11 protein-coding genes are annotated in these 13,982 nt (G+C 64.0%); 1 reads left to right on the top strand and 10 read right to left on the bottom strand.

From position 1 onward, the window contains the following. Window positions 1-97: 97 nt before the first annotated feature. On the top strand, window positions 98-1,219 hold the full coding sequence (locus tag AC1D2O_RS23880; protein ID WP_478089871.1) for an adenylate/guanylate cyclase domain-containing protein: 1,122 nt from the start codon (window positions 98-100) through the stop codon (window positions 1,217-1,219). 88 nt (window positions 1,220-1,307) lie between these two features. On the opposite strand, the gene AC1D2O_RS23875 is transcribed toward AC1D2O_RS23880, so the two are convergent. From AC1D2O_RS23875 to AC1D2O_RS23830, 10 genes are all read right to left on the bottom strand, one after another. Beyond that, on the bottom strand, window positions 1,308-1,643 hold the full coding sequence (locus AC1D2O_RS23875; RefSeq protein WP_478158013.1) for a Rieske (2Fe-2S) protein: 336 nt from the start codon (window positions 1,641-1,643) through the stop codon (window positions 1,308-1,310). Then, window positions 1,643-2,494 (bottom strand): SDR family NAD(P)-dependent oxidoreductase, encoded by an 852-nt coding sequence (locus tag AC1D2O_RS23870; RefSeq protein ID WP_478091023.1) that lies wholly within the window; start codon window positions 2,492-2,494, stop codon window positions 1,643-1,645. Before AC1D2O_RS23870 ends, AC1D2O_RS23875 begins: the two co-directional genes overlap by 1 nt. An 11-nt stretch (window positions 2,495-2,505) precedes the next feature. Further along, window positions 2,506-3,513, bottom strand: a complete 1,008-nt coding sequence (locus tag AC1D2O_RS23865; protein ID WP_478158012.1) for a tripartite tricarboxylate transporter substrate binding protein — start codon at window positions 3,511-3,513, stop codon at window positions 2,506-2,508. A gap of 30 nt (window positions 3,514-3,543) precedes the next feature. Then, a complete protein-coding gene (locus tag AC1D2O_RS23860) occupies window positions 3,544-4,599 on the bottom strand; it encodes a beta-keto acid cleavage family enzyme (RefSeq protein WP_478158011.1) in 1,056 nt (351 codons plus the stop codon). Between the two features lie 161 nt (window positions 4,600-4,760). Continuing rightward, complete coding sequence (locus tag AC1D2O_RS23855) at window positions 4,761-5,783, bottom strand: AraC family transcriptional regulator (protein WP_478158010.1); 1,023 nt, start codon at window positions 5,781-5,783, stop codon at window positions 4,761-4,763. Between the two features lie 203 nt (window positions 5,784-5,986). Beyond that, window positions 5,987-7,306: a glycerate kinase type-2 family protein gene (locus AC1D2O_RS23850; RefSeq protein ID WP_478091030.1), complete on the bottom strand. Its 1,320-nt coding sequence runs from the start codon at window positions 7,304-7,306 to the stop codon at window positions 5,987-5,989. A 10-nt stretch (window positions 7,307-7,316) separates the two neighbouring features. Continuing rightward, window positions 7,317-10,109 (bottom strand): phosphoenolpyruvate carboxylase, encoded by a 2,793-nt coding sequence (gene ppc / locus AC1D2O_RS23845; RefSeq protein WP_478091032.1) that lies wholly within the window; start codon window positions 10,107-10,109, stop codon window positions 7,317-7,319. Window positions 10,110-10,196: 87 nt separating this feature from the next. Continuing rightward, window positions 10,197-11,777 carry a GMC family oxidoreductase gene (locus tag AC1D2O_RS23840; RefSeq protein WP_478158009.1) on the bottom strand — a complete coding sequence of 527 codons (1,581 nt, stop codon included), beginning with the start codon at window positions 11,775-11,777 and terminating at the stop codon, window positions 10,197-10,199. A gap of 64 nt (window positions 11,778-11,841) precedes the next feature. Then, window positions 11,842-12,837, bottom strand: a complete 996-nt coding sequence (locus AC1D2O_RS23835; protein WP_478158008.1) for a substrate-binding domain-containing protein — start codon at window positions 12,835-12,837, stop codon at window positions 11,842-11,844. Between the two features lie 106 nt (window positions 12,838-12,943). Next, a complete protein-coding gene (locus tag AC1D2O_RS23830) occupies window positions 12,944-13,978 on the bottom strand; it encodes an ABC transporter permease (RefSeq protein ID WP_477650120.1) in 1,035 nt (344 codons plus the stop codon). Window positions 13,979-13,982: the final 4 nt, after the last annotated feature.

The raw sequence follows: 13,982 nt of genomic DNA, 5'->3' as shown, positions 1-13,982 counted from the left end.
AGGACCCGAGGACGCGCCTGCAGGTCCGCCCATCGCGCGCCGCCTTGTGGAACGGGCGTGAAGCCGCTACAGTTTTTGGCCTCAGGGAGAACCGTCGGTGAGAACCCCTCCACGCATCCTCATCGTCGACGACAACGCGACCAACGTCAAGATTCTGCAGGCGCGCCTGGGCAGCGAAGGCTACGAGGTGGCCTCGGCCGCCGACGGCGAAGAAGGCCTGGCAGCCGCACGGGCGTTGAAGCCCGACCTGATCCTGCTCGACCTGATGATGCCCAAGGTCGACGGCATCGAGGTCTGCAAGCGCTTGCGCGCCGATCCCGACTTTCCGTTCACGCCGATCATCATCGTCACCGCGATGGCCGACCTGAAGGACGTGGTGGCCGGGCTCGAGGCCGGTGGCGATGAGTACCTGACCAAGCCCGTGGACCACGCGGCGCTTGCGGCGCGCGTGCGCTCGATGCTGCGCATCAAGGGCCTGCACGACCAGGTCGAGGGCTTGGTGGCCGAGATGAAAGGCTGGAACGCCACGCTCGAGCGCCGGGTCGCGACCCAGGTGGCCGAGCTCGAACGGGTCGGCCGGCTGCGGCGCTTCTTCTCGCCGCAGCTCGCGGAGGCGATCGTCAGCGGCGGCGCGGAGGATCCGCTCGTGAGCCACCGGCGCGAGATCACCGTGGTGTTCCTCGACCTGCGCGGCTTCACCTCCTTCGCCGAGAGCGCCGAGCCCGAGGACGTGATGGGCGTGCTGCACCAGTACCACGCGGCCACCGGCGAGCTGATCCTCGCGCACGAGGGCACGCTGGAGCACTTCACGGGCGACGGCATGATGGTCTTCTTCAACGATCCGGTGCCGGTCCCGGATGCCGCCGAGCGAGCCGTGCGGATGTCTCTGGCGATCCGCGAGCGCATCGGCTCGCTGGCCGAGACCTGGCTGCGGCGCGGCTATTCGCTCGGCCTGGGCATCGGCATCGCCCAGGGCTTCGCGACCATCGGCGCCATCGGCTTCGAGGGGCGCTGGGACTATGGCGCCATCGGCACCGTGACCAACCTCGCGGCGCGGCTGTGCGGCGAGGCCGCGAGCAACCAGATCCTGATCTCCCGGCCGGTGTTCGCGCGACTGGAGCCGATGCTCGAGGTCGAGCCCCTGGAGGCTTTGAACCTGAAGGGCTTCCAGCGTCCGGTCGACTGCTTCAGCGTCCGTGGAATCGGGCCGCGGGCCTAGGGCCTGTTCACCCTATTTCCGGCCTCACGGGCAGACGCCGCTGTTTGGCCAGCAAGGTCGCGAACTGCCTGGTGCGCGCCGGGACCTTTCACTCGATCTTCAGTTCGGCAGGCGATTGCGCGGGGTCGAACATGACCGTTCCGTCGATCACGCGAACGGCGTAGGTTCTGGGTTGCAGGCCCACAGGTGCCTGCGGCCCGCGATGATCCAGTTTGAAGCTCAGCCCGTGTGCACTGCAGATCACATTCGCACGTTGCTGCCGACCGGCACTCAGCGAGGCGCCGGCATGGGGACAACTGTCGTCGATGGCATAGACCACGTCGCCGAGCCTGAACACCGCGAGGTCGTGCCCGGCCGTGCAGACGTGGCGGCCCCGCCCCTCGGACAGGGCGTCGAGCGCAATCAGCGGTATCCAGTCGGCCATCAGATCACTGCGCCGCCATTCGGGCTGATCACCTGTCCGACGAGATAGTGTTCGTCCGATGCCAGGTAGACGGCGAGCGACGCATATTCCTCGGGCCGGCCGAGGCGCCCGAGCGGCATCATCTGGAACAGACGGTTCTTCTGCTCGTCGGTCGCCCGCGCAAGGTAATCCTCGAAGGGCGGTGTCTGCACGCCGCCGCAGGCGATCGCATTGACGAAGATGTTGGCGCCCGCGGCGTCCAGCGCCGTGGTCTGGGTCAGGCTGATCACGCCGGCCTTGGTGGCCGAATAGCCGGGGCTGTGCGTGCTCATCGCGCTGAGGCCGGCGACCGAGGCGATGTTGATGATCTTGCCCGAGCGCCTCGGCTCCATCAGGCGCAGCGCCGCACGGGTGCAGTAGAAGACCCCGTGCATGTTGACGCCCCACCACTTGAGCCAGTCGTCGTCCGACAGCGACGAGACGATCCCCAGCGACTGGCGGGGCATCGGCGTGGTCATGTACTGGTAATGCAGGTTGCGCCGTGCTTCCTCGGCTGGCGAGGTGGGCACGCGTGCGGCGTTGTTGACCAGGATGTCCACCGCGCCGAAGCGCTGCACCGACTGCGCGAACATCGCATCCACGGCGGCGCTGTCGGACACGTCGCAACGCAGCGCCAGGCACTCGCTGCCCTGTGCTTCCAGGCGCGACTGCGTGTAATCGAGCGCCGCCGGATCGATGTCGCACAGCACGAGGCGCGCGCCTTCGTCGGCCATCGCCGCGGCGATCACGCCGCCCAGGCCGGGGCCGGCGCCCGTGACGAGTGCTACCTTGCCGGCCAGGCGGTCGGCGCGGGTCCTGCTTTTGTTCACCATGTCGTTGTCTCTCATTCAGGCTTGTAGTTCACCGACTCGAGGACTTTGCCTATGGCCTTGTAGTCCGCGGCGAGCGTCTTCGACATTTCCTCTGGCGTGGGCGGCTTGGCGGTGTTGACGCTCATGCCCAGGCCCGTCAGGCGGTCACGGATGGCCGGCAGCGCCAGCGCCTTGAGCGCCTCGTCGCGCACGCGCTGCTGCGCGGCGGCTGGTGCATCAGGCAGCGTCCACAAACCCTGCCAAGCGGTCCTTGTCATGTCTTTGTAGCCCAGTTCGGCCAGCGTCGGCACGTCGGGCAGCGCCTGTGAGCGCTCGGGCGAACTGACTGCGAAGGCCCTCAGCTTGCCGGCCTTGATGTGTGGCAGCGAGGTTGGCTGGCCATCGAACATGAACTGCACTTGGCCAGCCATCAGGTCCTGCAGCGCCGGCGGACTTCCCTTGTAGCCGACGTGCTGCATATCCAGGCCGGCGGATTTGTTCAGCAACAGACCCATCACGTGCGACAAGGTGCCCGGCGAGTAGGAGGCGAAGTTGATCTTGCCCGGGCTGGCCTTGACGTAGGCCACCATCTCGGCCATGTCCTTCGGCGGCAGCGCCGTGTTGCCGACCATCACCAGGCCACCCGTGGCCAGTTCGACCAGCGGTTTGACGTCCTGGAGCGGGTTGTATCTCGGCTTCACGGTGTGCGGCGTCTCCGAAAACAAGCCGTTCACCGCCAGCAGGTACGTGCGGCCGTCGTGCGGTGCGGAGAGAAGCGCCTCGATCGCGATCGCTCCCAGGGCGCCGGGCTTGTTGTCGACCACGATCGGCTGCCCCAGGCCCTTGCTCATCGCCTCGCCGAGCAGCCGCGCAATGAAGTCGGATGTTCCGCCGGCCGGAGCGCCGACGATGAGACGAATGGGCTGGTCCGACAACGGCCTTGCGGATTGTGCGGACGCCGCGATTGAAAGGACGGCACCGGCTGCAGCGAGCAGTGCCCGCCGGCGGTGGGGTGAGGACAGGGTTTTGGGGGTTTGCATGGCTGTTTGAAGGCGTGGGGGGTGCGCGGTTCAGGCGGCCAGGCGCAGCGGCACGCCGCGTTCGCCGGGTTGCCGATTGGGGGCGTAGCCGAGTCGAGCCAGCGTCTCATCGGCGCTGCCATATCGCTCGCCGATGTGATAGAGCCGCTTGGCCTGGTCCCCGGTGGCCACCTCGCGATGCAGTTCACGGGCGATGCGCACCATCTGCTCGACCTGCTGCGCGCTGGACATGCGTTCGCCCTTGCGGCCCCAGAGGTTGTCCTCGATGCCCACACGAACGTGCAGGCCCAGCGCGATGGCCATCGTGTTCAGCGGCAGCACGTGGCGCATCAGGCTTTCAATGGTCAGCACGGCACCGGACGGCACGCGGCGAACGAACTCCATCATGTTGCAGGGGTTTGGCCCGTCCAGGCCACCGCCGATGCCGACCCAGTTGAGCACCAGCGGGCCGGTGTAGACGCCGCGGCGAATCAGCCGCTCGACTGTCTCGAGCTGGCCGGCATCACCRAGCATGAAGTGCGGCTGGATGCCGGCAGCTTGTAGACGCCGCAGGTGCTCGGCGACGAAGGCCGGACCCGACGGGATGGTCATCTCGGAGTACGCAGCCTGGTAGGCCGGCTGCGCGAGCGAGGTGCCGGCCACGTCGTCCGCATTCATCAGCTCGAAGATGTTCATCTGATTGGTGTTGATGGCAATCGTCACCTGGTCGGGCTTCGGATTCAGCTCGGCGAGCATGTGCCGCGTGTCGTCGCTGAGCCACCGCGCATCGTCGCCGTCGCCCTCGGGAGCGAACGAGATCGATCCGCCGACCTGCAACAGCATCTTTGGCACCGCCTCGCGCAGCCGCGACAGCATGTCGTTGAACATCGACAGGCGCTTGCTGCCCTTGCCGTCGGCTTCTCGCACGTGAACGTGCAGCACGGTGGCGCCGGCGTTCCAGCAATCGACCGCCTTCTGAACCTGCTCATCCACCGTGACCGGAATGTCGTCGGAGTCGCCCGGCAGGAACTGCGGTCCGTAGGGCGCGACCTGGATCACCAGGGGCTGCTGGGTCTCGGGCAGGAGTGAGTCGTCGAGGAATTGCATGGTCGGGTCTTTTCCTTGAAGTCCGGTTGATGAGTGAGCGCGCGGCCGTCGGCGAGGCCAATGATGCGCATCCGGTCCGTCATACGCATGACATCCTGGGTCACAAAATTACCTTTGCGGGACACCACGGGAAAACCCGCGACTTCGGGCGGCGCGGTGTCTCAGTGGTGCGCTTGCCGCCAACGCGTCGGGCTGTCGCCGAACTCGGCGGTGAACCAACGCGTGAATGCACTGGAGTGCGCGAAGCCAAGCATGTCGGCCACCTCGGACAGGGCCAACCGGGCGTCGCCGACCTGACGTTGCGCGAGCTCGCGCCGCACCTCGTTGACGATCACGGCGAAGCTCAGGCCCGACCGCGCCAGGCGCCGATGAACGGTGCGCCGATCCATCCCGTAGTAGCGTGCGACTCGCTCGGCCGAGCATTTGCCCGAAGGCAGCAGCATCTGCACCAGGCGCCTGAGGTCGGCGGCGAACGTGCGCTCCGAGCGAGCGGCGTCGGCCATCGCTTCGACCCAGCCGCGGACTTGGCGCTCGAACTCGGGGCTCGACGAGTGCATCGGCGCGCGCAGATCCGCCGCGCGCAGCGTCAGCGCATTGAGTGGCTGGTCGTAACCGATCGGCGCACGGAAGAAGCGCCGATGGCTGTCGGTCTGCCGCGGCGCGGAATGGGCCAGTTGCACCTGCACCGGATTCCAGTCGGGCCCGAGGAAAGTGCGCAGGGCGTTGATTGCGCCGCCGACCATCATCTCGGTGGACTGCCGCATCGCGACCGGCTCGCCGAAGTCGAGCCAGATCGCCAACACTGCGTACTCGCCTGCAGGCTCGACGCGCATGGATGCCGCGCGATTGTGCAGGAACATGTAGTCGACCAGCGTCTTCAGCGCGGCACCGACGTCGGGCTCTTCGCGCGCCAGGATGCCGATCGGGCCCAGGGTCGTGATGCCGCGCATTCGCGCAATGCGCAGCCCGAGGTCCTCGCAGCCGGTTTCGAGCGCGGCCAGTTCGAGCAGACGGTTGACGCGCACCGCGTCGAGCTGCATATCGGGCTCGATCAGCGCGCGCGTCTCAAAGCCGACGCGCACAAGCAGGTCCACCGGATCGCTGCCGAGCTGGCGCACGACTTCCGGGAAACCGATCAGCACTGCCGCTCGGACGGTGCCTCGATCAGGTGATGCGACGGTCATCGGCCCGTTCTCGTGGATAACTCTGGAATGAGCCAGTATGGCAATACGGTGTCTCGCAATGGTAACCATAGTGGATTGAAGCTGCCCGGTCGCTTCTCCGTTGCGGCCTGGTTGTCGGCAGAGAAGGTGTATATGGGCGTTGAATGCGCAGGGCGGGCTCCTTCGCCAAGGACTCGCCAGCAGCACAACATCGGTCCCGGGATTCAGAGAATCAGGATTGCTCGAAAGTCGTTGACGTTGGTGTGGGTGGGCCCCGTGACCACAAGGTCGCCGATCGCCGCGAAGTAACCGTAGGCGTCGTTGCGATCCAGACAGGCCGCGAGCTTGGGGCCAGCGGACTCAGCGCGTGAAAGCGTATCGGGAGTCACAAAAGCCCCTGCGTTGTCCTCAACGCCATCGATCCCGTCCGTGTCGGCCGCCAGTGCCCACACCTCCGGCTGTCCCATCAGCGCAACGGCCAGGCCCGTACAGAACTCGCCAGCTCGACCGCCGCGGCCCTTCGGCGTGCCGGCCGGGCGCTGGCGTATGGTGACGGTGGTCTCGCCCCCGGACAGTACGACGCATGGCCGCGCGAAGGGCTGGCCAAGCCGAGCGATGGCGCGTGCCAGCGCGCCGTGCACCTTGCCGACTTCGCGAGACTCTCCCTCCATTTCATCGCTCAAGATGTGGGCCTCGATGCCCCAAGCACGGGCCGCTGCGGCGGCCGCCTCCAGCGATTGCCGTGGTGTTGCGATGAGGTGCGTGGCATGTCCCGCGAACACCGGGTCACCTGGCTTGGGCGTCTCGAGTGCTCCGCTTTCCAGACGAGCTCGCACAGCGCCGGGTACCTCGATGCTGTAGCGCTCGAGGATGGCCAGCGCTTCGGCGCAAGTCGTCGCGTCGGGCACGGTCGGGCCACTGGCGATCGCGGACGGGTCGTCGCCAGGAACATCGCTGATGGTGAGCGTCACAACCCTGGCCGGCGCACAGGCCGCAGCCAGGCGGCCGCCTTTGATGCGCGAGAGATGCTTGCGCACGCAGTTCATATCGCCGATGCTAGCGCCCGATTCGAGCAATTGCCGATTGATGCGTTGTTTGTCCGCCAGCGTGAGACCTTCTGCCGGTAGCGTGAGCAGCGCCGAACCTCCGCCGGAGACAAGGCAGAGCACAAGGTCGTCCGCGGTGAGGCCCTCGGACAAGGCCTGGATGCGCGCGGCCGCATCCAGGCCGGCTTTGTCGGGCACCGGGTGAGCAGCTTCAACGATCTCGACGCGCTGGGCCAGGCCTTCTGGCCTGGGAGGGACATGGCCATAGCGAGTAACCACGAGCCCTTCAAGCTTCGCATCCGCCGGCCAAAGCGCTTCCAGCGCCTGAGCCATCGAGGCACCGGCCTTTCCGGCACCCAGTATCAGCGTCCGTCCCTTGGGCGGAGTTGGCAAGAAAGAACCCATACTTGCAAGCGGCAGCGCACGGGTCACCGCGGCGCGGTACAGATGTTCCAAAAAGCCGCGTGGCTCGAGATGCGGTTGGGGTGGAGCTTGCATGGCGATCGTGTCAGCCCGTGTTGCGAAGTCCGGAAGCGACTCCGTTGATGGAGATATGAATGCCACGCTGCACGCGGTCACTCCGATCAATGTCTCTGTATCGCCTCAGGAGCTCGACTTGAAGCAGGTTGATCGGATCGATATAGGGAAAGCGGTAGCGCAGAGACAGCTGAAGCTCCGGGTTGTCCTGGATCCGACGACTGGCGCCGGTGATGAGCAAGAGCGCGTCGGCAGTGCGGTGCCATTCGGCCTCAATCATCGCGAACACCTCCTCGCGCAGCACGCGGTCGCCCACGAGCTCGGCGTAGCGCGTGGCCAGTTGCAGATCGCTCTTGGCCAAGACCATGTCCATGTTCGACAGAAGCGTTCGAAAAAAAGGCCAGTTCGCATACATGCTTTGCAGCAGCGCGGTGCGCTCTTGTCGCTCTACATCGCGGGCGTCGTCGCCAAGGAAGCCGGCCACCGCACTTCCGAAACCGTACCAGCCGTTGAGAGTGAGGCGACACTGGCCCCAGCTGAAGCTCCAAGGCACGGCCCGCAAGTCTTCAATGTTGCGCTTGGGATTGCGCGAAGCGGGCCGAGATCCGATATTGAGCTCGGCGATCTCTAGAATCGGCGTGGACCCGAAAAAGTAGTCGACGAAACCAGACGTCTCGTACACCAGCGCGCGGTACGCAGCCATGCTGGTACGCGACAGCGTTTCTGCAGCGGCCATGAAGTTGGCCGGCGCGGTCTTGGACGACGCAAGGAAGGTTGCTTCCAGCGTTGCCGCGACCAGGGTCTCAAGATTGCGGCGGCCAATTTCGCGGTTGGCGTACTTGGAGCCGATCACCTCACCCTGCTCGGTGAGCCGCAACTGCCCGCGCACGGTGCCCGGCGGCTGCGCCAGGATGGCCTGGTAGCTCGGGCCGCCTCCGCGCCCCACGGTGCCTCCACGACCGTGGAACATGCGCAGTCGGATCTTCTCATCCCGTCCTTCATTGAGCTCGTCGAACAGCTTCACGAGCGCCATGCCGGCTCGGTACAGCTCCCAGCTACTGGTGAAGATGCCACCGTCCTTGTTGCTGTCGCTGTAGCCCAGCATGACATCCTGCTCACCACCCGAGCGGCGTACAAGTGCATCGACGCCCGGCAATGTGTAGAAGGCACGCACGATCGGGGCGGCGTTGCGCAAATCCTCGATGGTCTCGAAAAGTGGCACGACGATCAGATCAGAGACTGCGTCTTCGCTCAGAGTGCCGCGCATCAGCCCCACTTCCTTCTGCAGGAGCAAAGCCTCGAGGAGGTCGCTCACTGTTTCCGTGTGACTGATGATGTAGTGACGGATTGCTGCACGTCCATACCTGGCGCGAGCGGTACGGGCCTGCGCAAAGATGGCCAGCTCGCCCATCGTGAGCGGCTCGTAGTGGCCGTCGGGCACTCGCAGAGGACGGGCATCGTCAAGCAGCTTGACGAGAAGCGATTGTTTGGCGTCTTCCGACAGACCGGTGTAGTTCGATTCAATGCGCGCGACTCTTAGCAAGTCGGTCACCACAGCCTCGTGCTTGTCGGAGCTCTGCCGCAAATCAACGGTCGCGAGGTGGAAACCGAACACCTCCACCGCCCGGATCAATGGCCGGAGGCGATGGTAAACGAGTGCACTGCCATGCCTTTCCCGCAGCGATTTCTCGATCGTTCGCAATTCAGCCAGAAACGCTTCGGCATTCGGATATGGATTCTGCGGCTCAACAGCATGACGGGCCGCTACGCCGCCCGTCAGTTCGCGTAGCGAGGACGCTAGGCGCGCATACATGCCAGTTAGCGCCCGGCGGTAGGGCTCATCGAGGCGATGCTCGCTCGAGTCGGGCGACCCATCAGACAGCGCCTGCATCTCGGGCGACACATCGACCAAGGCGGCCGACAACGACAACTCTCCACCCAGGTAGTGCAGCTCGGTAAGGTAGTGACGAAGGGCCAGCTCGCACTGGCGGCGCAGCGCGTACTCCAGGGTTTCGGCAGTGACGTTCGGGTTTCCGTCGCGGTCGCCACCGATCCATTGGCCCATGCGGAAGAAGGAAGCGATGTCCTCGCGACCCAGGGCCCTCTCCAGGTCCGCATAGACGCGGGGAATCTCACGCAGGAAAGTCGCCTCGTAGTAAGCGAGCGCGTTCTCGATCTCATCGGCTACCGTGAGCTTTGCAAAGCGCAGCAGACGCGTCTGCCAAAGCTGGGTGACGTGGGCACGGATCCGCAGTTCATTCTCAGCGAGCTCGCGCGGGGTAAGCGCGTCCTTCTGGCCTGCGAACATCCTTTGTCGCGCGCGAATCTCATCGCGCGTGGTCAGCAGAGCTGCAATGCGGCGCTCGGCATCGAGGATGCTCTTGCGTTGCACTTCGGTCGGATGGGCAGTGAGTACGGGCGAGAGGTAGCTGTACGCAAGCGAGGCGGTCACTTCTTCCGAGCTGACGCCAGCGTTGCGAATACGCGCCAGCGCGAGATCGAGGCTTCCTTCTATCGCGACGTCTGCACGCTCAGCCGCCGCGCGGCGACGGATCTGGTAACGATCCTCCGCGAGATTGGCGAGGTGGCTGAAGTAGGTGAAGGCTCGGATTACGAGAACCGTCTCTGCGGCCGAAAGGTCTTCAAGCAAATCCTTCAGCGCTCGATCGGCGGAATGGTCGGCGTCTCGGCGGAAGGTGACGGAGAGTGTGCGGATCCTCTCGACAAGGTCAAAGGTTTCCCCACCCTCCTGATCGCGGATGACATCACCGAGGATGCGACCCAGCAAACGAATGTCTTCGACCAAAACCCGTGTGGTACTCAAGGGAATTATCCTATTCAGGCCGAGGCTCGTTCCGAGCCTCGGGTTTCTGTGTGAAGTGCGCGAAGAGGCGCATCGGCGCTATGCGAACTACCGGCTCGTCTTTATGAGGTCAGCGGCCTTTTCCGCGATCATCATCGTCGGGCCGTTCGTGTTGCCGCTGATAAGCACCGGCATGATCGAAGAGTCCACCACGCGCAGTCGATCGATACCTCTGACTCGTAGCTGCGGGTCGACGACAGCCGAATCGTCTGTACCCATCTTGCAGGTGCCAACTGGGTGGTAGTCGCAGCACGCATACTGACGGACATAGCTCGCGATCTGGTCGTCAGTCTTGGCATCAGGCCCCGGCAGCCGTTCCACCTTCGCATACTGCGCGATCTCACGGTGTGCCAGAACCTCTCTGATGGTCCTGATGGCCACTATCGACTGGCGACGATCATGAGGATCACTGTGGTAGTTTGGATCGATGAGCGGTTCCGCTCGTGGATCAGCTGAGCTCAATGTGACCGAGCCAACGCTCCGCGGCCTGAGAAAGGTTGAGTTGATCGTGAATCCATGCCCTTCGAGCTGGGTCTGGCCGCCCCTGACCACCATCGCCGGCGCGATGTGAATCTGAAGGTCCGGCCGGGTCGCGCCCTCACTCTTGAAGAAGCCGCCACCTTCGACGATTACCGACGCTGCGGGCCCACTTCGGGATAGCAGCCAGCGCATGCCATGGAGGATCGCTTTCGGATAGCGGTCCTGACCGTCGTAGCTGATCGGGTCCTTCAAGCTCACGACGACATTGGTGTTCAAATGATCTTGCAGGTTCTTTCCCACGCCCACGAGGTCATGCACTGGCTTGATGCCCAATGCCGAGAGTTCCTCTGAGGGCCCGATCCCAGACAGAAGGAGCATTCGAGGGCTATTGATTGCACCACTGGAGACGATCACCTCGACGTCGGCGCGCAATGTCTCGACGGACCTGCCTCGCGCAATCTCCACGCCCACTGCCCGGCCGTTCTCGGTGACGACCCGCAGCACTCTTGCGCCGGTCAGGACCTTGAGATTCGGTCGATTGCGGGCGCTGCCCAGGTAGGACACTGCGGAAGAACGCCGACGCCCGTTGCGACAGGTCACCTGGTACAGCCCCGAGCCATACATCGTCTCGCCGTTGAAGTCGGCGTTAGGTGGCAGGCCGTAGGCCTGAATCGCCTGAATGAACGCCCTGCTGAGGACGTGGGGCGAGACCTGGTCGGATACCCATAGCGGCCCGCCCTGGCCATGAAACCTGTCGTTCAGACGCGCGTTGTCTTCCGACTTCCGAAAGTAGGGAAGCACCTCCTCGTACGACCATCCCTCGTTTCCAAGAGACGCCCAGTTGTCGTAGTCCTCCTTCTGACCTCGGATGTAGATCATCGCGTTGATCGAACTGGATCCGCCCAGCGTCTTTCCCTGCGGATACCAGATTCGTCGGTTGTCGAGATACCTCTGCGGCGTCGTGTGAAATCGCCAGTTCACGCGCGGGCCGAACAGTTTCCCAAGTCCCCCCGGAATGTGGATCATGGGATTCAGATCGCGGCTGCCAGCTTCGAGCAGCAGCACTCTGACCCGCGGGTCATCGCTGAGCCGATTGGCGAGCACGCACCCCGCCGAACCGGCCCCCACAATGATGTAGTCGTAGCTCATGATCGAGTCCATTGAGGTAGGGGAGGGGTTTCTCGCCCCTCACGCTGACTGCTGCTCCCGCGCATCAGTTCGCCGTGCAACCGTACTTCTTGCACATCTCGTTGGCGTTGGACGGATTGATCTCGTCCGTTCCGAGCGTGACCTTCTTGGTCGGATTTTCCTTCTTGGCCAGGATGCGATGCGCCCAGGCCACCGCCTCGGCGCCGCCGGTGGGATAGACGAAGCTCGCTCCCTGACGTCCCTGCATGACGCTGACAATCGAGCCTGTCGGGTCCGGCAGACCGTCGATGCCGACGAACAGCATCTTCTTCAGATCGAGCCCCGCATTCTTGGCTGCGATATAGGCGCCTGCCGCGGAGTCGTCGTTGTGGCCGTAGACCACATCGATGCTGCGGTTTGCCTGGAAGGCGGCTGCTGCGGCAGGAAGGGCCTTCTCCTTCTGCCATTCACTGGTCGGGCTGGCCACGATCTTGGCAGCCGGATTCTTCTTGATGCCTTCGGCGAAGCCGGAAGAGCGATCCTGCGCCGGTGGCGAACCCGAGAGGCCCGTGATCTCGAGAATGTTGCAGGGCTTGCGGTTCTGATCGGCACACCACTTGGCGACGTACTCACCCGCCTTCACGCCAATGAGTTTGTTGTCGCCGCCGATGAACATCGTGTAGCCATCGCCGAGGAGGGCGCGATCCAGAACGATCACGGGGACGCCGGCATCGTAGACCTTCTTCACGACCGCGGTCAGCGGAGCTGCTTCGTTGGGCGAAATGATCAGCAGGTCGACCCTCTGCTGAAGAAGGTTCTCTACATCCGCCACCTGCTTGGCGTTGTCATTCTGTCCGTTGGTGATCACGACCTTGAGATCGGGATGCTTCTTGGCCTCTGCCTGGATCTGCTCGTTCATGGCGACACGCCAAGGATGATCAAAGCCCAACTGCGAGAAGCCGATGACGTACTGCTTGTCGGCGGCGACGGCTTGGGAGAAGCCGGTTAGGACAGCGATGCCGGCAAGAATGAAGGGCGCGGCGCGGCGGATTCCATGGGTGTTCATGCTGTTTGTCTCCAAGTGAGGGTGTCGAAAAGAGCCTATGAATTGCATCTCGCGATGCACGGGTGGGGAAACACTTCCTTCGTGAGGCCGGAGCGCCTCGATGTTCGTGATGTGAGGCGTCTCAGGCGCGACGCTGAAGTCGCTGCAGCGCGACGGCCACGACGATCAGGGCTCCCTTGATGAGGAGCTGGACATCGGACCCGACGTTGTTCAGGTTGAGAATGTTGTCGATCATTCCCAGCATCCATGCGCCGGCGATCGTGCCGGCGATCGTGCCGATGCCACCCATGAGGCTCGTACCTCCGATGACGACGGCGGCGATCGCATTTAGCTCATACCCAACCCCGTCGTTGGGGGCGCCTTGGTTCAACTGCAATGCGTGCAGGTAGGAAGCGAGCGCCGTGCAGACGCCTGCGATCACGAAGACGATGATCTTGGTCAGCTTGACCCGAACTCCCGACAGGCGGGCCGCGATCGGATTGCCCCCGATGGCGTAGATGTGTCGGCCAAAGGGCGTGTACTTCAGGCACAGCGATGCAACGAGAGCAACGGCGAACATGATCACGGCAGGCGCGGGAAGAATGCCCCCGATGCGTTCGGTCACCAGGAACGTCGTCTCCGACACCTTGCCGCCCATCGAGCTAGGAAGGAGCGGAATCGCTTTGCCGCCGAAAGAGAGTCGAGCCAAGCCTCGTGCGACGCTCATCATGGCCAACGTTGCGACGAACGACGGGATTGACATGAGCGTGGTCACGGCGCCGTTCACGCCGCCGAGCAATGCGCCCGCTGCGATCACTATCACGAATGCAAGCGGCGCCGGCAGCTGGACGATCATCAACAGGTAGGCGGTCAATGTCGCCGTGAACGCCAGCATCGCGCCCACTGAGAGGTCGATCTCTGCGATGAGGATGACCAGTGTCATGCCCACCGCCATGATGCCAGTCACCGAAACATAGCGCAGGATGTTCATCTGGTTGAAGAGATCCAGGAACAGGTTCTCGCCGGATTGCGTTGGAGAGAAGATGGCCCCGGCAATGAACACAATGACCAGTCCCAGATACCCCTGGAACTTCAAAATGGTCTTGAGGAAGGACTTGCCAGCCAGGTGCTTCGAGGGTGCTGGAATCGAGCCCAGCTGGATGGATTCGGTGCTCATGATG

The sequence above is a fragment of the Variovorax sp. P1_G12 genome, assembly GCF_056405555.1.
Note: the sequence above shows the minus strand (reverse complement) of the source record. Positions and strands in the feature narration are given on the sequence as shown.